Origin of the sequence: Xanthomonas citri pv. citri (genome assembly GCF_000961215.1) — a bacterium.
In the GTDB taxonomy this organism is placed as follows: Bacteria; Pseudomonadota; Gammaproteobacteria; order Xanthomonadales; family Xanthomonadaceae; genus Xanthomonas; species Xanthomonas cissicola.
In genome coordinates this window covers 3,235,322-3,252,312 of record NZ_CP008998.1, presented here as the reverse complement: position 1 = coordinate 3,252,312, position 16,991 = coordinate 3,235,322, and the positions used below count along the sequence as shown (strand labels likewise).

The following is a 16,991-nucleotide window of genomic DNA, read 5'->3' as shown; positions in this document are numbered from 1 at the left end:
CTTCCAGAAGTTAAGTGCGGCAACAGTGGGAGGTAATGGTGGCAAACGCGGCTGACACAAGCCTAGCCGCGATGACCCGCGCACGTGCCCGGGTCAGGCGCCTTCCGCATGGCCGTGGCAGCGTCAGGGGTTCACGCCGCGCCCGACCGGCACGACAATGCCGCGTTCTGGTGGCGCTTCGCGCCCCGAGTTGGAGTAAGCCAATGGCAACCACCGAGCGCGCACAGCGCTACATGGGCCTGATCGCCGCAACGGTTTTCGTGCTGGCGCTGGCCGGTTTCGGCGTCACGCTGCCGGGCTATCTGCAGGCCAGCCATCCGGTGGCGCTGCTGGGCGCGCAGGGGGTGCCGCATGCGCTGGGCTTCAATCTGGTCGCCTTCGTGCTGGTGGGCGCGCTGGGCATGGCCACCGGGGTCAGCCTGCTGGCGCGCATGCCGCCCAAGGCGAGCTGGAGTCTGCGCGTGGGCGGGCAGTTGATCGTGCTGGCCGGCCTGGCCTTTCTGGGCATGGGCATGCTGCCGCTGGACCCCGCCGATCTGGATGGCCGCGCCAGCCAGGCCCACGCCACCGCCTGGTTGTTGTGGGCCGTGGCGTTCGTGCCCGGTATGTTGTTGATTGCCGCCGCGCTGCTCAACGATGCCACGACCCGCAGGCTGGCCTGGTTGAGCCTGGCGGCAGGACTGTTGGTGGCGGTGCTGGCATTCGGCCCGCCGGGCCTGATGCGCCAGGCCATTGCGCAACGGCTGGCGTTCCTGGCCTGGGTCGGCTGGCTGGCAGTGGCGGGCTGGAGCTGGCCGCAGAAGCCGGCCACGCTGCGGTAACGGTTTGGTCCACCTGCTGCACTGCGGTACCCTGTACCGCTTTGCACCGCCCGAGCATCCGCTCCCAATGTCCACCGTCGAACCGAACGTCTACGACCCGCAGCAGGTCGAAACCTCCGCCCAGCAGTTCTGGGATGCCACCCGCGCCTTCCAGGTCGACGAGAACTCGGAGAAACCCAAGTTCTATTGCCTGTCGATGCTGCCGTACCCGTCCGGTGCGCTGCACATGGGCCATGTGCGCAACTACACCATCTCCGACGTGGTCAGCCGCTACAAGCGCATGACCGGCCACAACGTGCTGCAGCCGATGGGCTGGGACGCGTTCGGGCTGCCGGCGGAAAACGCTGCCATCAAGAACAAGACCGCGCCGGCCAAGTGGACCTACGCCAACATCGAGCACATGCGCGCGCAGCTGAAATCGCTGGGCTACGCCATCGACTGGTCGCGCGAGTTCGCCACCTGTACGCCGGACTATTACGTGCACGAGCAGCGCATGTTCACCCGGTTGATGCGCAAGGGCCTGGCGTACCGCCGCAATGCGGTGGTGAACTGGGACCCGATCGACCAGACCGTGCTGGCCAACGAGCAGGTCATCGACGGCCGCGGCTGGCGCTCCGGCGCGGTGGTGGAAAAGCGCGAGATCCCGCAGTGGTTCCTGCGCATCACCGATTATGCCCAGGAACTGCTCGACGGCCTGGACCAGCTGGACGGCTGGCCGGATTCGGTCAAGACGATGCAGCGCAACTGGATCGGCCGCTCGGAAGGGCTGGAAATCCAGTTCGACGTGCGCGACCCCGATGGCGCCACACTGGACCCGTTGCGTGTGTTCACCACCCGCCCGGACACGTTGATGGGCGTGACCTTCGTGTCGATCGCCGCCGAGCATCCGCTGGCGTTGCACGCGGCCAAATCCAACCCGGAACTGGCCGCGCTGCTGGAAACGCTCAAGCACGGCGGCGTGTCAGAAGCCGAGCTGGAAACCCAGGAAAAACGCGGCATGGCCACCGGCCTGACCGCGGTCCACCCGATCAGCGGCGAGCAGGTGCCGGTGTGGGTGGCCAACTTCGTGCTGATGGGCTACGGCACCGGCGCGGTGATGGCCGTTCCCGGCCACGACCAGCGCGATTTCGAATTCGCCAACAAGTACGGCCTGCCGATCGTGCAGGTGGTCAAGCTGCGCGAGCCGCGCAACGAAGAAGAGCAGACCTGGGATGCCACCCACTGGCGCGATTGGTACACCGACAAGAGCCGCGAGCTGGAGCTGATCAATTCGGCCGAGTTCGATGGCCTGGATTTCGGCGGCGCCTTCGAAGCACTGGCCGAGCGCTTCGAGCGCAAGGGCCAGGGCCAGCGCCGGGTCAATTACCGCCTGCGCGACTGGGGCGTGAGCCGCCAGCGTTACTGGGGCTGCCCGATTCCGGTGATCTATTGCGCCAAGTGCGGCGCAGTGCCGGTACCGGAAGACCAGTTGCCGGTGGTACTGCCGGAGAACGTGGAATTCTCCGGAACCGGTTCGCCGATCAAGACCGATCCGACCTGGCGCCAGACCACCTGCCCGGACTGCGGCGGCCCGGCCGAGCGCGAAACCGATACCTTCGACACCTTCATGGAATCGAGCTGGTATGTGGCGCGCTACACCAGCCCGAAGGCGCGCGACATGGTCGACCGCCGCGCCAATTACTGGATGCCGGCCGACCTGTATGTGGGCGGCATCGAGCACGCGATCCTGCACCTGATGTACTTCCGCTTCTATCACAAGCTCATGCGCGATGCGCGGCTGGTGGACAGCGACGAGCCGGTGACCAATCTGCTCACCCAGGGCATGGTCATCGCCGACACCTTCTATCGCGATGCCGACAATGGCGGCAAGGACTGGATCAACCCGGCCGACGTCGAGATCCAGCGCGACGAGCGTGGCCGCGTCACCGGTGCGGTGCTGATCGCAGACGGCCAGCCTGTGCAGATCGGCGGCACCGAGAAGATGTCCAAGTCCAAGAACAACGGCGTGGACCCGCAGTCGATGGTGGCCAAGTACGGCGCTGATACGGTGCGGCTGTTCTCGATGTTCGCTGCACCGCCGGAGCAGTCGCTGGAGTGGAACGAGGCCGGCGTGGACGGCATGGCGCGCTTCATGCGCCGGCTGTGGGCGCAGGTACACAAGCATGTGGGCGAGGGCACGGCGGTCGCGCTGGATGTCGCCGCATTGAGTGCCGAACAAAAGGCGATCCGCCGCAAGACCCACGAAACCATCGGCAAGGTCGGCGACGACTATGGCCGCCGCCACAGCTTCAACACCGCCATTGCCGCAGTGATGGAATTGTCCAACGCGCTGGCCAAGTTCGACGACGCCAGCGAACAGGGCCGCGCGGTGCGCCAGGAAGCGCTGGAAGCGATGGTGCTGCTGCTCAATCCGATCACCCCGCACGCCAGCCACGCGTTGTGGCAGGTCCTGGGCCGTGGCGAGACGCTGCTGGAGAACGTGGCCTTCCCGCAGGCCGATGCCAGCGCGCTGGTGCGCGATGCGTTGACGCTGGCAGTGCAGATCAACGGAAAATTGCGCGGCACGATCGACGTCGCTGCCGACGCGACCCGCGAACAGATCGAAGCGCTGGCGCAGGCCGAGCCGAACGCCGCCAAGTTCCTCGAAGGCCTGAGCGTGCGCAAGATCATCATCGTGCCGGGCAAGATCGTGAACATCGTCGCGGGGTAAGCCTTGCCGATCCGTTGGGTTGCCTTCGCCGGCCCGGGCAGTGCGCCGGATCGGCGTGGCAACGGGGTTGTATGGTGGCGGGGCGTTCCAGCGCGCATGTGTGTGCTGACGCGGTCAGGACGCATCGGTGATGTTGCCGCTGTGGCTGCTGCACACCGCACCGGCGTGCGATGTGCGGGCGTGCCGTTGCGACGGCTCTGGTCATGCACTGCGTGGGCGCGCGGCAACACCGAAGGCGAGAGGTGACCGGCGCGAAGCGCCAGGCGTCTGCGGCGTTTGTTCCATCAGTGCGTGACGACGCGCTGCTGGGCTTTTTAGGGAAACCACTGCATCGGCGCGTGGCGTGGCTTACGTGGGCACGGCTTTCGTTTTCGACACTGCCCTTCGCTGGCGCGCACGGGCGCTTGGGGGAGTTTGCAGCGGTTTCTGACCATCCGTTTCACTGGCGCGTGGCGACGCGTTTTTCATTCCTGGGGCGCCGCAGTTTTTCGCGGCGCCCTCTCAAGCCCCGTTCACGCGGTCTCGGGCAGGCTAGCCGCCTGTTGCCGCCGCCGGGGCGCTCATCCAGACTGTGCCCATGATTCGATTTCCTACTGCCTTCGCTGCGTCCCTCGTGCTCGTCTCGAGCCTCACCGCCTGCGGCTTCCATTTGCGCAATGCGCTGGCGTTGCCGCCCGATACACCGGCGGTGAAGGTGCAGTCCGCCGTGCAGTACAGCGAGCTGGCCAAGCTGTTGCGGCGGGGTCTCAAGGCCTCCGGTGCCACGCTGGCCGACGATGATGCCAAGACCGGCTTTGCGCAGGTGCAGGTGTTGTCCGAGCGTTGGGGCGATCTGCCGATCGCCATCGACAGCCAGGGCCGTGCACAGGAATACAGCCTGCGCTACGCGGCCATTTTCACCGTCACCACCGCCAACGGCTCGGTGCTGGTGCCGCAGCAGGTGATCGAGCTGTCGCGCGATTACGTGTCGCCACCGGTGGACGCCACCGGTACGGCAACCGAGCGCGAAATCCTTGCCGACGAACTGCGCAGGGACATGTCGGCCTCGATCCTGCGCCGTATCGACAGCGTGGTGCGGGCACGCCTGCAGCGCGGGGAAGGTCTGGAGAGCACGCCGACCGCGCCATTGCCGCCGGCCCCGACGGCGCCAGCGCAGCCGACCACGACGCCCGAATCCAGCGTGCCGGCCTCGTTGCCGCCCGCGTCCACGTCGGGCAATTAAGCCGCGCCCCGCGTTTCCGGTCATGGAACTTCGCCCAGAGCAGCTGGCCGGCCAGTCCAGCCAGCCATTGCAGCCGGTGTATCTGATCGCCGGCCCCGAGACCTTGCGTGTGCTTGAGGCCGCCGATGCGGTGCGCGCGCGCGCGCGCGCCGAAGGCATCGGCGAACGCGAAGTGTTCGATGCCGATGGCCGCGAGTTCGACTGGAATCAGCTTGACGCCAGCTTCAATGCGCCCAGCCTGTTCAGTCCGCGCCGCCTGGTCGAAGTGCGCCTGCCCAGCGGCAAGCCCGGCAAGGACGGGGCCGAGGTCATCAGCCGCTTCTGCGCCAACCCGCCGCCGGACGTGGTGCTGCTGATCACCGCCAACGACTGGAGCAAGGCGCATCACGGCAAGTGGGCGGAGGCGGTCGGCCGCATCGGTACCATCGCAGTGGCTTGGGCCATCAAACCGCACGAACTGTCCGACTGGATCGAGCGCCGCCTGCGCGCGCACGGCCTGCGCGCCGACGCCGCTGCCGTGCAGCGCCTGAGCGAGCGGGTGGAAGGCAACCTGCTCGCCGCCGCGCAGGAAATCGACAAGCTCGCCCTGTTGGCCGACGGCAAGACGCTGGATCTGGAGGCGATGGAATCGCTGGTGGCCGATGCCGCGCGCTACGACGTGTTCCGGCTGGCCGAAACCACTTTTTCCGGGCAGCCGGCCGCGGTGATCCGCATGCTTGCCGGCCTGCGCGGCGAAGGCGAGGCGGTCGCCGCGCTGATGCCGATCCTGATCAAGGAACTGCTACGCACCGCGTCATTGGCGAAGGTGCAGGCCAACGGCGGCAACCTGGCTGCCGAAATGAAGGCACAGGGGCTGTGGGAGTCGCGCCAGGCGCCCTTCAAGCGCGCGCTGCAGCGTCACCCCGAACCGCACCGCTGGGAACGCTTCGTCGCTGAAGCCGGGCTGGTCGATCGCATGGCCAAGGGCCGCGCCGACGGCGATGCCTGGGTTGGTCTGGAACGCCTGCTCGTGGCCGTGGCCGAAGCCCGCGCGGTGAGATTGTTGGCGTGAAGGCTAGGGATGCCGGGACCCGGGACCCGGGACCGGGGAGCCGGGAAGGGCAGGGTGACCGGCAGCGAGCCCATTCCGACCAGCTTGCGCAGGCCAGCCCCGCAATCAGCGCTTCCGGATCGCAGGAACAGCAACGCTCCCATCCCGACCACGTTGCGGACCCCGGCTCTTCCGATTCCCGAATCCCGAATCCCGATTCCCAGCTCCATCTTTATTACGGCGGCACCTTCGATCCGATCCACCTGGGCCATCTGGCCATCGCCTGCGCGGCGCGCGACGAACTGGGCGCGTGCGTACGGCTGGTGCCGGCTGCCGACCCGCCGCATCGTCCTGCACCCGGTGCCACCGCCACGCAACGTGCGCAGATGCTGAAACTGGCGCTGGCCAACTATCCAGGGCTGCAACTGGATACCCGCGAACTGCAGCGCGCCGCGCATTGCGATGCGCCGTCCTACACGGTCGATACCCTGCGCGGGCTGCGTGCCGAACTCGGCCCTGCGGCGCCGATCGCCTGGTTGCTCGGCGCCGATGCCTTCGCCGGGCTGCACCACTGGCATCAGTGGGAGGCGTTGTTCGGGCTGGCGCATTTCGTGGTTGCCGCCCGACCGGGCACACCATTGACGCTGGCCGACGCACCGCAGCTGGCCACGGCGGCGCAGGGCCGCTGGGTCGCCGGCGCCGACGAGCTGGTCGGCGCGCCGGCCGGCCGCCTGTATCTGCTGCATCAGCCCCTGCATGGCGAATCGGCCAGTGCGGTCCGGTCACGCATCGCCACCGGTGCGCAATGGCAGAGTCTGGTGCCGCCGCCGGTGGCCGGAATGATCCAGCGCGAAGGCCTGTACCGCAGCGTCCGCCCGGCTACCTGAACACGCGTCCGGCCGGACCGGCCTATAATTCACGCCAATTCCATCGAGTTGCCGCTTTGACCAGCCAAGCCCAAGTCATCAAGACCTCCCTCCCGAACCCGCCGCCATCCGTGCCGGCCCTGTTGGCGACCGTGCGCGAGGCTGTCGAAGAACTCAAAGCCAAGGACGTGGTCGAGATCGATGTGCGCGGCAAGTCCAGCGTCTGCGACTACATGGTGGTGGTCTCCGGCACCTCGACCCGCCACGTCAAGTCGATCGCCGACGAAGTGGTCAAGTTCGCCAAGCGCCTGGACGTGATGCCGCTGGGCGTGGAAGGCGAGCGCGAAGCCGAATGGGTGCTGGTCGACCTGGGCGATGTGGTGGTGCATGTGATGCTGCCGCGCGTGCGCGAGTTCTATGCGCTGGAGCGTCTGTGGACCGTGGGCGATCAACGTCCGTCCGACGAAGACGAGTCCGACGAACTGCGCTGAGTCTGCGCAGGCGCGCAGCATTCGTGCAGAGTCAATAACGGCGCCCTTGGGCGCCGTTATCGTTTGGGACGTTCGCTGCGCAATCGGCCGGCGTCGTGCATTCCTGAGCCACGCGCCGTTCGGGGCATGCACACCGCCGGCGCGTGGCGCCATGCGGTTACAGCGGTCCGCGTTCCCACGGCCCGGTGATGGCCAGGGTGATGCCCGGCGTCTGGATGTTGACGAACAATGTGCGCGCCAACGGGTCCCAGCACGCGCCGCAGAACTCGGTGTCGCGGTAGTCGCCTTCGGCAATGGTCTTGCCGGCATCGGCAATCTGCTGCGAGGTCAGCTGTACGTTGTTCTTGGCCAGATAGAACGACTGGCCGTTGCGCGTCAGGCCGAGCAGACGCGCGCCAGGGCCGTATTCGTCCGGGCTTTCGCCGCCGTCTTCGCACAACACCACGCCGCCGCGCGCACTCACCGTCACATTGTCCGGATTGTGCGCGGCCAGCTGATTGCCGCTGACGAACAGCGCGCTCAGGCGTTGGGTAAACAGGTCCAGCACCCACACCGCACCGTTGCCGTAACCGCGACGACCCTGCGCATCCACGCCGGTGCTGGTGTCGACGATGAACATCTTGCCGTAGCTGTACCAGATGCCTTCGCCGCGGCTCATGCGCAGCGCGCCATCGGCCCAGGCCTGTGCGAACGGGCCGCTCAGGGTGTCGTTGGCGCCGATATCGGCAAAGCCGGCCGGCGCGGCGATGCTGTCCAGGTCGGGCTCGGAGATATCCACCCATTCGAGCTGGAATTGCTGGCCGATGCTGGCCACGGTGAGGTCGGCATTGCGGCGCCCGCGCACGCGCGCGGCTTGTAATCGCCCGCCGTTTTCCAGCGAGCCGTTGCGGCCGCGGCGGTCGTTGGGAACGAAGCGGTACAGGCCGGCCTTGTTGCGGTCGTCTTCGGTGAGATAGACGATACCGGTGCGCGGATCGACCGCCACCGCTTCGTGGCTGAAACGGCCAAGTCCCACCAGCGGGCGGCCGGTGGTGCGGTGGCTGTCCGGGTCCACCTCGAACACATAGCCATGCTTGCGGCCGGTGCTGGAGACCGCATTGGTCTTGATCTCTTCGCAGCTCAGCCAGGTGCCCCATGGCGTAGGGCCGCCGGCGCAGTTGACCAGCGTGCCGCCCAGGCTCGGCTCCAGGCTGCCCCAGCCGCGCCGGCCATAACTGAGCGTGGTGGTGCCGCCGCCGGCCTGTTGAGTACCGCTGACGGTGCCGGTGTCGTACATCGCCGGGGCGCGGAACGGGCTGCCCGCGCCGCGTTCGTGGTTGCGGATCAGCACGTATTCCAGGCCGCGCAACGGGTCGCTGCCGGGACGCCAGTCGGGTCGGCGCAGGCCGACCACGGCCATGCCGTCATGTCGGTCGGGGCAGGGCTGGCCGTCGTCCATGCGGTCGCCGCTCCAGCCGAACGAGCGATAGCTGAAACCCTGTGGCAGCTGCAGCAGTGGCAAACCGGTGCTCTGGTCGGCGACCGGGGCGAGTGGGCCGTACCGGCTCGGGACCGGTGCAAGTTGCGTGGAGGGCGAGGTGGCGGCCTGGGCCTGGCGCGACTGCAGCGCGCTCAAGCTGCCAAGGGCGCCGGCGGCCATGACGGCAGCACTGCCCTTGAGAACCTGGCGGCGGGCGGGATCGAAAATCGGCATCGAACGACTCCTGCGTGGCTGGGTGGTCGGGCGACACTAATTGCCAGCTGTAACCACACCATGACACGCAGTGACAAATCGCCGCGGGCTGCCCGGGCTGTGACGCGGATATCATGTCGCCATGAAATGCCGACTCATCGCTACCGGCGAGCGCGCACCGAGCTGGGTGGCGCAAGGTTTTGCCGAATATCAAAAGCGTCTTTCGCACTGGATGCCGCTGGAGCTGGTCGAGATCGAACCCGGCATGCGCGGCAAGGGCCGCGATGCGCAGCGCGCGACCGACGACGAAGGCCGCCGCGTGCTCGCCGCGCTGCCGAAAAACGCCTACGTGGTGGCGCTTGATGTGCCGGGGCGCCCGCTCAGTTCCGAGCAGCTCGCCCAGCGCATGGAGCATTGGCGCGGGCAGGGCCGCGACCTGGCGTTTCTCATCGGCGGCCCGGAAGGCCACGCGGCAGAGGTGCTCAAGAGCGCCAGCGAAAGCTGGTCGATCGGCCCACTCACCCTGCCGCACATGCTGGTGCGCCTGATCGTCGCCGAGCAGCTGTATCGCGCCGCGGCGATGCTGGCCAACCATCCGTATCACCGCGCATAAGAGCGGCTGACGAAACGTGTGTGCAGCGCCATATCGATGCGGCGGCTGCGGTTGCAGGCCGCCGCATCCGGTCGCCGCTCAATTCAGCGAGAAACTCACCGGCACCAGACCATAGGCCTGCACGGCCTGACCGTTCTGCATCGCCGGCTGGAAGCGCCAGTTGCGCAGCACCTGGCTACGCGCGGCCAGGTCGAGCATGCGATGACCACTGCTGGTCTGCACGCTGACTTCGGCCGGACGCCCATCGGTGCCGACCAGGACGCGCAGCAGGACCGTGCCTTGCTGACCTGCGCGCAGTGCGGCCGCCGGATAGCTCGGCGCTGGCGAACTCAGATACTGCAATCGACCTGCTTCGATCGGTCCACTGGGTGCGGTGGTCGTCGGGGCACTGTCTGCAACGACGTCGGAGACCGTTGCGGCAACGGCAGACGGTGCGCTGTCGACCAGGGATGTTTCACTGACCACCGGAGTCTGTACCGGCAGCGGGAGCGACTTGGTCGGTGAATGCGTTTTCGGCGTGAACGTTACTTCGACTGGAAACGCCAGCGGTGGCGGCGGCGTCGGGATGCTGACCGGCATGAGCCAGCGCTCTTTTGGCGCGGTCTGCCGTGGAATGGCCCGGTGCGAGAGCGGAATCAACAACAACCCGCCCGCCAGGAGGTGCAATGCCACGGCCGTGCTCATCGCCAGAACGCGCGAGGGGTCGATGCCAAGGGGACGGGAAGAAACCTGCGATTGCGTGCGAACCATCATCCACCTCCAGAACGGAACTGCGGAAAGGACCAGCGCGACCCGGACGCACATCACCATCCGGTAGCGTAGGTTTACCGCAGCGGTAACGACCGCACAAGCGCCACGCACGATTGCGTGGCTGCGCCGAACCGTCAACGCGGCACGCGTCATCCTTGTAATGCTCGGCGATACCTCGCCGCTCACGCGTGTCGCATGGGTCAGCCGCGGCACTCATCCGCGCAAACGAAACGCCCAGCCGAAGCTGGGCGTGGATCGAAGAAAAGCCCAGCCCTTTGCAGGGCTGGGGAAGCGACGCTGACGGGAGAGTGCGTCAGTAGTCGTACGACACGGAGAACATGGCGTAACGCGGCTGGGTGAAATAAAGCCCCATTCCGTAGGTATTGGACAGCGTGAAGGCACTATCCTCCCAGGTCGAATCCACCTGCAGCGGCTTGCGTTCGTTGAAGATGTTGAAGGCCTGCAAGGTCATGGCGAGCTTGTTGTCCGCGAACGCCGGGCGATAGGTCAGGCCCAGGTCGACGATCTTGGTCCACGGCAACCGGCCCGCATCGCCCGGACGCGACGGTTGGCCATTGCAGGTGTGGTACGAAGAACCATAGCCCACCGGATCGCCGGCATCGGAATCTTCGCTGATGCCGTTGATGCTCACATATCCCAGGCAGGATTTCGGGGTGCCGGACAGGATGCGGATATTGCCCGCGATCAGCCATTCGGGTGCGATCTGATAGGAGCCGTAAAGCTTGATCTGATGGCGGCGATCGTTGGCCAGATACCCGCCCGAGTACCACATCAGCGCAGCAGCGTCCCAATCCTGGGTCTTGGACACATCGGTCTGCCCGATATCGGATTTCACCTGGCCCTCGGTATTGCCGAAGTTGCGCGACCAGGTGTAGTCGATACGGCCTTCCCACTTGCCGTCGAATGGATGCTGCAGGAACAGGTCCACCGCCAGGTACGTGCGCTTGGCCTTCTTGTCGAAGCCCCAGTCCGACGGCGACATCGTCACCGAGGTGCGGCCCGAGCCATCGAGATTGGCGAGGCTGAAGGAATTGGTTTCGCCGGGATTGAAGATGATGCAACCGGGCACGTTGACGGTGCTCGGGTCGACGCCCGATGCCGTCAACTTTGTCCGCATGCGGTCCGCATCGCAGACGTCGTCGATGGTGGCGCCGAGCGTGCGATAGGTGGCCTTGGCGCCGGTGACCCAACTCTCGCCCAGGGTCTTGTCGAAGCCAAGCATGAACTCGTCCTGGTACATCGACTTCAGGTCGGTGGCGGCGATGCCGGCGGCATCCGGTGCCTGGCCGCATTCCAGATTGGACGACACGATGTTGCCCGAACAGGAGAACCCGGCGGATGGATCCACTGCGACCGGCGTCAGTCCGGTCGGGCTGCCTTGCGCATCGATGCCGGAGTAGGTGAAGTATTCGCGCGTGAAAGTGGACGGCGATGCGCCACGGATGGCCACGCTGTTGGGCAACGCCAGGTAATAGCGACCTGCGTTGCCGTACACCTTCAGCGACGAGTCGCCGAACACATCCCAGCTCAGTCCCAGGCGCGGCGCCCATTGGTCGCCACTGGTCACGTAAGCCTCGCCCGCATCGTTGAAGTTGGTGAACTTGTCGTTGCGGATACCCAATGTCAGCAACAGCTTGTCGTTGACTTGCCACTTGTCCTCGAGGAAGTAAGCCTTCTGCGCGACTGACATGCTGGTCGCCGTATTGAACACCGAGCGATACACGTAGTAGCCGTTGCCACCGGCCGGACCCACGCCCAGTGCAGCGCTGATGGGCGAGGTGGGGCGGGAAGAGCGGCCATAGATCCAGCGGTAGCCTGGACCCGTGGTGATGACGCCCTCGTTGTTGGCATTGAAATACATGTTGTCCACGCCTGCGGTCAGTGTGTGGCTGCCCAGCACGTATTCCAGATCGATGCGCAGGCCGCGCGTCTTGTTTTCGCCGTCGCGTGCCTGGCTGGAGGTCTGGTTGTTGCGTATCTCGCTGCCACCGGTGATGGCCGGGTCCTGCAGATTGGTGTTGGTCAGCAGCGGTGCGGTGCTGGGGTTGTTGCGGAAGTCGGTCTGGCGGCTCTTGCCGTAAGTGGCGCTCAGTGTCAGATCGTCGGTGATATAGCTGGTGTACTTGCCGATGTAGTAGCGGTCGTTGACCTTGACCGTATCGGCGAATGCGCCGTTGGCGTCGCTGACAACGTCCGGGTATCCGTTGAAATCGGTATAGGCACCGCCTTCGCGAGAATTGTTCTTGACGCCGGTCAGTTCGAGAATATTGCTGTCGTTGATGTTCCAGTCGATCTTGGCGTAGACCTTCGGCTCATCAATGCGATAGTTGTTGCGGCCGATGACCGGGTCGTCCCTGCGTGCAGTGGAAACGCCTTCGGTGCGTTCCTGCTCTGCGGCAACGAACACGAACAGGCGGTCTTCGACCAGCGGGCCGCCAGCGTAGACGCTGTAGACCGTGTTCCAGAAGGTGTCGTCCTTTCGGCTGCGGTAAAGCGTGCCTGGCAGGCTTTCGTCGCTGTACTCATAGCCGGCAGGCGGTGCGGTATCGGGGTAGAAGACATTTTTGTAGTCGCTGGACAGCGACCTCGGACGCCACAAGGCCTGCGCGCCAAAATGCCACTCGTTGGTGCCACGCTTGCCGACCTGGCTGAGCACGCCACCGGCCGAGCGGCCGTAGCGGGCGCTATAGCCGCCGGTATACGTTTCCTGCTGATCGATGGCACCAAACGGCAGGGTGACACCGCCGATGTTGGTCAGCGGATTGGAGCTGAGATAGCCATTGAGGTAATAGGCGTTTTCGGTAACGCCGGCGCCGCCGAAGGAAATGGCGTTGCCGAAATAGCCGCTGCCTTGCACCGCACCGGGCGACAACAGCGCGATCGCTTCGCCCGAGCGCGCCAGCGGCAGGCGTTGCAATTGCTCGGCCGTGATGACGGTGCGTGAAGCAGTGGCGGAGACGTCCACCGGCGAGATGTTCTTGCCGGTCACCGTGATGGTGCCCAGGGTGGCAGTGTCGTCGGACGCATTGCTGCTGCCGAAGGACACATCGGTGCCGGCGCCGACGCGCAGCGCGATGTTCTTGCGGGTCTCGGCGGCCTGGCCTTCGCGCTGCAGGGTGACGGTGTAGGTGCCCACCGGAAGGTTGCCGATGGCATAACGGCCATTGGCATCGACGGTTGCAGTGCGCGTCAAACCGGTGTCGCTCTGCGCGGTGACCGTGGCGCCTGCACTGGCCGGCGCGCTTCCGTAGATGCCGGCGGTCGTGCTTTGCGCGGCCGCAGTGCCGGTGGCGAGCATGCCCACGGCGCCGCTCAGGGCAAGCGCAAGCATGCTGATGCGGCCATAGCGCGCAGGCGACGTGGAACGAAACGGGCGGCGTTGCCGCGCGGCGTGGCTGGTCATCTCTATCGCTCTCCAGATGGGCGCCGTCACGAAGATGACGGTGCGCTGACAACCGATGCTAGAGAGCGGTCGCGCCTGCTTAAAGAATAATTTCGCTAAATTTCATGTTTTTTTAAGCACAAACAGCTAAAAACGCGTATTCAGACCAGGTCCTCATGACTCTGGGCACTTGCAGCCAGGCAATCTTTTTGTTTCTTAGGGGAAATATGGCTGGCTCCCAGTCACTGGCAACCACCATCGACTGGCGGCGGCCAGAAGTGAGGTGCGCTCTACCAAGCGTGCAAACGACATTGCCCTCCGAAGAGGGCAATGCAAACGCAACACGTGAGGCTTGAGGGTGGGGCTACCCTGTCAACGCCCCAGTTCGAACGTCACATCCAGGTTGATCGACAAGGTGCTCTCGCCGGGGGCGACCGGGGTGTCCATCTCGGCCTTTGCCGAGCGCATCGAGGCGGCCATCATCATCGGGCGAACCGCGCCGCCGCTGCGGCCCTCGGAGATGCTGACGATGCGGCGCACCTTCAGCCCAAGCGATTTCGCATAAGTGTCGGCGCGCGCCTGGGCCTTCTTCAGTGCGGCAACGCGGGCTTCATCGTAGACCGGCTCGGGTTGGTCGATCGAAAAACTGGGGCCGTTGATGTCGTTGGCGCCTTGCGCGACCAGGGCGTCCAGCACCTTGCCCAGGCGCGTGATGTCGCGCACCTTGAGGCTGACCGTGTTGCTGGCCTGGTAGCCGTTGATCTTGGGCGCTTCGTTCTCTTTGTAGGTGTACTGCGGGCTCAGATTGATGCCGCTGGTCTGCACGTCTTTGTCGGCGATGCCGGCGGCCTTGACGGCGGCCATGACCTTGCTCATCTGCTCGGCATTCTGGCGCATGGCGGCATTGCCGTCGGCGGCCTGGGTGACCACCCCGGCAGACAGCGTGGCGATGTCCGGCACACGCTTGGCCTCGGCCTCGGCCGATACGTTGAGCAGGGTGCCGTCGCTGGGAATGGTATAGCTCGACGCAGGTTGGGCGTGGGCAGTCATGGCGGTTCCGGCAGCGATGGACAGGGCCAGCAACAACGGCTTGAGATGGGTACGCATGAGATCTCCTTGTCTGTGTGGCGAGCGTGTTGGCAGGTCGATGAATATGTTGTGAGTCGAGCACGGCCACGCCGTCGGCAACGGTGTGTGCGTTCACCAGGCAAGCGGGCGAGTGCGGGCAACAGGTATGCTGGACGGATGCTCTATCTCGCTTCCCGTTCGCCGCGCCGACAAGAACTCCTGCAACGCCTGGATGTGCCGTTCCAGACATTGCAACTGGATGTGCCCGAGCTGCGCGCAGCCGATGAATCGCCCGACCAGTACGTGCAGCGCGTCGCGTTGGAGAAGGCCCACGCCGGGCTGGCGCTGGTACAGGCCGCCGACCCCGACGCCATCGTGCTGGGTTCCGATACCGAAGTGGTGCTGGGCGAGCGGGTGTTCGGCAAACCGGTCGATGTGGACGATGCCATCGCCATGCTGCGTGAGTTGTCCGGTCGCACCCACCAAGTGCTCACGGCGGTGGTTCTAGTCTGCGCACAGCGCGCGCCGGCGCGGGCATTGGTGGTGTCGGAGGTCGCCTTCGACACCCTCGATGATGCGCAGATCGCCGCCTACGCCGCCTGCGGCGAGCCGATGGGCAAGGCTGGCGCCTATGCGATCCAGGGCCGCGCCGAGCGCTTCATCCGCCATCTGTCCGGAAGCTATTCCGGCGTGATGGGATTGCCGCTGTACCACACCTCGCAGTTGCTCACAGCCTTCGGAGCGCATTGATGTCGGAAGAGATTTTGGTCAACGTCACCCCGCGCGAGACCCGTGTGGCGGTGATCGAGAACGGCATGCTGCAGGAGTTGCATATCGAGCGCGGCTGGCGGCGGGGCGTGGTGGGCAATATCTACAAGGGCAAGGTGCAGCGGGTGATGCCGGGCATGCAGGCTGCCTTCGTCGAAGTGGGGCTGGAGCGTGCCGCGTTCCTGCACGCCAACGACGTGGTCCGTCTGGCACCGGCGCCGGCCAGCGTGGTCGATACCGAAGAGACCCCGATCCCGCCGCCGCCGCCGGCGTCGGTGCCGATCGTGGAGCTGCTGCGCGACGGCCAGGAGATCGTGGTGCAGGTGGTCAAGGATCCGATCGGCACCAAGGGTGCGCGGTTGACCACCCAGATCAGCATTCCTTCGCGCTATCTGGTGCTGCTGCCGCAGTCCAAGGTCGTTGGGGTGTCGGCGCGCATCGAAGACGAAGCCGAGCGGCTGCGCCTGAAGACCATCGTCAGCGAGGTCTCGGCCCAGCATGGCGGCTTTGGCTACATCATCCGCACCAATGCCGAAGGCCAGCCGGCCGAGGCACTGGCCGAGGACATCGCCTACCTGTCGCGGGTCTGGAACGTGGTGGAGCGCCGCGGCCGCGAAGCGCCGCCGTGCAGCATCATCTACGAAGACCTGAGCTTGCCGCTGCGTGCGGTGCGCGACCTGATCCGCCGCGACGTGGAAAAGGTCAAGGTCGATTCCAACGAGACCTTCGTGCAACTGCAGGCCTTCGTTGCCAAGTACATGCCGGTGCTGGCCGAGCGGCTGGAGCTGTACACCGGCGACCGCCCGATCTTCGACCTGTACGGCGTCGAAGACGAGATCGGGCGCGCGCTGAACAAGCAGGTGCCGCTCAAATCCGGCGGCTATCTGGTGATCGACCAGACCGAGGCGATGACCACAATCGACGTGAACACCGGTTCGTTCGTCGGTCAGCGCAATCTCGAAGAAACCGTCTTCCGCACCAACCTGGAAGCCGCGCAGGCGGTGGCGCGGCAACTGCGCCTGCGCAACCTGGGCGGCATCATCATCATCGACTTCATCGACATGGACGACTCCGAGCACCGCCGGCAGGTGCTGCGCACCCTGGAAAAAGCGCTGGCGCGCGATCACGCCAAGACCACCGTGTACGAGTTCTCGCCGTTGGGCCTGGTGGAGATGACCCGCAAGCGCACCGTCGAAAGCCTGGAGCGCCAGCTCTCGGAAACCTGCGGCCAGTGCGGCGGAAGAGGCACCATCAAGACCGCCGAAACGGTGACCTACGAAATCTTCCGCGAGATCACCCGCGCCGTGCGCCAGTTCGATGCCGCGCGCCTGCTGGTGATCGCCTCGTCCAAGGTGGTCGCGCGCATCACCGATGAGGAATCGGCAGCCGTCGCCGAGCTGGAGGAGTTCCTCGGCAAGAGCATCCGCTTCCAGTCCGACGACCAGTACCTGCAGGAGCAGTTCGATGTGGTGCTGTTGTGAGGCCGGGAATGGAGAATGGGGAGTGGGGAATGGGTGTGGAGCAACAGCCGCTCCACGGGACCTTTGGTACCACTTCAACTTCGTTGCGCAGGCGGG

At 65.7% G+C, this 16,991-nt stretch carries 13 protein-coding genes; 9 read left to right on the top strand and 4 right to left on the bottom strand.

What is annotated here, in order from left to right:
* The first annotated feature begins 203 nt into the window (after positions 1–203).
* The 6 genes from AMD14_RS14575 (at position 204) to rsfS (ending at position 7,140) form a co-directional block, all read left to right on the top strand.
* On the top strand, positions 204–821 hold the full coding sequence (locus AMD14_RS14575; protein WP_003486809.1) for a DUF998 domain-containing protein: 618 nt from the start codon (positions 204–206) through the stop codon (positions 819–821).
* A gap of 67 nt (positions 822–888) precedes the next feature.
* Positions 889–3,531 (top strand): leucine--tRNA ligase, encoded by a 2,643-nt coding sequence (gene leuS, locus AMD14_RS14570; protein ID WP_011051821.1) that lies wholly within the window; start codon positions 889–891, stop codon positions 3,529–3,531.
* A gap of 577 nt (positions 3,532–4,108) precedes the next feature.
* Positions 4,109–4,753 carry an LPS-assembly lipoprotein LptE gene (locus AMD14_RS14565; RefSeq protein ID WP_011051820.1) on the top strand — a complete coding sequence of 215 codons (645 nt, stop codon included), beginning with the start codon at positions 4,109–4,111 and terminating at the stop codon, positions 4,751–4,753.
* A gap of 22 nt (positions 4,754–4,775) precedes the next feature.
* A complete protein-coding gene (gene holA / locus AMD14_RS14560) occupies positions 4,776–5,804 on the top strand; it encodes a DNA polymerase III subunit delta (protein ID WP_005919407.1) in 1,029 nt (342 codons plus the stop codon).
* Entirely contained in the window at positions 5,801–6,670 is an 870-nt protein-coding gene (nadD, locus tag AMD14_RS14555; protein WP_011051819.1) for a nicotinate-nucleotide adenylyltransferase, read from the top strand. Before holA ends, nadD begins: the two co-directional genes overlap by 4 nt.
* Positions 6,671–6,726: 56 nt before the next feature.
* Positions 6,727–7,140 (top strand): ribosome silencing factor, encoded by a 414-nt coding sequence (gene rsfS, locus AMD14_RS14550; RefSeq protein WP_005912943.1) that lies wholly within the window; start codon positions 6,727–6,729, stop codon positions 7,138–7,140.
* A gap of 157 nt (positions 7,141–7,297) precedes the next feature.
* On the opposite strand, the gene AMD14_RS14545 is transcribed toward rsfS, so the two are convergent.
* Positions 7,298–8,833: an alkaline phosphatase PhoX gene (locus AMD14_RS14545; RefSeq protein ID WP_011051818.1), complete on the bottom strand. Its 1,536-nt coding sequence runs from the start codon at positions 8,831–8,833 to the stop codon at positions 7,298–7,300.
* Positions 8,834–8,954: 121 nt separating this feature from the next.
* Between AMD14_RS14545 and rlmH the strand changes: the two genes are divergently transcribed.
* Entirely contained in the window at positions 8,955–9,425 is a 471-nt protein-coding gene (gene rlmH, locus AMD14_RS14540) for a 23S rRNA (pseudouridine(1915)-N(3))-methyltransferase RlmH (protein WP_011051817.1), read from the top strand.
* A gap of 78 nt (positions 9,426–9,503) precedes the next feature.
* On the opposite strand, the gene AMD14_RS14535 is transcribed toward rlmH, so the two are convergent.
* The 3 genes from AMD14_RS14535 to AMD14_RS14525 form a co-directional block, all read right to left on the bottom strand.
* Positions 9,504–10,178, bottom strand: a complete 675-nt coding sequence (locus AMD14_RS14535; RefSeq protein WP_011051816.1) for an energy transducer TonB — start codon at positions 10,176–10,178, stop codon at positions 9,504–9,506.
* Positions 10,179–10,488: 310 nt separating this feature from the next.
* Complete coding sequence (locus AMD14_RS14530) at positions 10,489–13,599, bottom strand: TonB-dependent receptor domain-containing protein (protein ID WP_003486829.1); 3,111 nt, start codon at positions 13,597–13,599, stop codon at positions 10,489–10,491.
* Positions 13,600–13,950: 351 nt separating this feature from the next.
* Positions 13,951–14,685 carry an SIMPL domain-containing protein gene (locus AMD14_RS14525; RefSeq protein ID WP_003486831.1) on the bottom strand — a complete coding sequence of 245 codons (735 nt, stop codon included), beginning with the start codon at positions 14,683–14,685 and terminating at the stop codon, positions 13,951–13,953.
* A 138-nt stretch (positions 14,686–14,823) separates the two neighbouring features.
* On the opposite strand from AMD14_RS14525, the gene AMD14_RS14520 reads away from it, so the two are divergent.
* Together AMD14_RS14520 and rng are read left to right on the top strand one after the other, a co-directional pair.
* Positions 14,824–15,396 (top strand): Maf-like protein, encoded by a 573-nt coding sequence (locus AMD14_RS14520; protein ID WP_011051815.1) that lies wholly within the window; start codon positions 14,824–14,826, stop codon positions 15,394–15,396.
* Positions 15,396–16,895 (top strand): ribonuclease G, encoded by a 1,500-nt coding sequence (rng, locus tag AMD14_RS14515; protein ID WP_003486835.1) that lies wholly within the window; start codon positions 15,396–15,398, stop codon positions 16,893–16,895. Before AMD14_RS14520 ends, rng begins: the two co-directional genes overlap by 1 nt.
* Positions 16,896–16,991: the final 96 nt, after the last annotated feature.

Bases quoted from the DNA above. Each gene is read 5' to 3' on its own strand.
- AMD14_RS14575 (WP_003486809.1), top strand. From the start codon at position 204: ATGGCAACCACCGAGCGCGCACAGCGCTACATGGGCCTGATCGCCGCA.
- leuS (WP_011051821.1), top strand. From the start codon at position 889: ATGTCCACCGTCGAACCGAACGTCTACGACCCGCAGCAGGTCGAAACC.
- AMD14_RS14565 (WP_011051820.1), top strand. From the start codon at position 4,109: ATGATTCGATTTCCTACTGCCTTCGCTGCGTCCCTCGTGCTCGTCTCG.
- holA (WP_005919407.1), top strand. From the start codon at position 4,776: ATGGAACTTCGCCCAGAGCAGCTGGCCGGCCAGTCCAGCCAGCCATTG.
- AMD14_RS14545 (WP_011051818.1), bottom strand. From the start codon at position 8,833: ATGCCGATTTTCGATCCCGCCCGCCGCCAGGTTCTCAAGGGCAGTGCT.
- rlmH (WP_011051817.1), top strand. From the start codon at position 8,955: ATGAAATGCCGACTCATCGCTACCGGCGAGCGCGCACCGAGCTGGGTG.
- AMD14_RS14535 (WP_011051816.1), bottom strand. From the start codon at position 10,178: ATGATGGTTCGCACGCAATCGCAGGTTTCTTCCCGTCCCCTTGGCATC.
- AMD14_RS14530 (WP_003486829.1), bottom strand. From the start codon at position 13,599: ATGACCAGCCACGCCGCGCGGCAACGCCGCCCGTTTCGTTCCACGTCG.
- AMD14_RS14525 (WP_003486831.1), bottom strand. From the start codon at position 14,685: ATGCGTACCCATCTCAAGCCGTTGTTGCTGGCCCTGTCCATCGCTGCC.
- AMD14_RS14520 (WP_011051815.1), top strand. From the start codon at position 14,824: ATGCTCTATCTCGCTTCCCGTTCGCCGCGCCGACAAGAACTCCTGCAA.
- rng (WP_003486835.1), top strand. From the start codon at position 15,396: ATGTCGGAAGAGATTTTGGTCAACGTCACCCCGCGCGAGACCCGTGTG.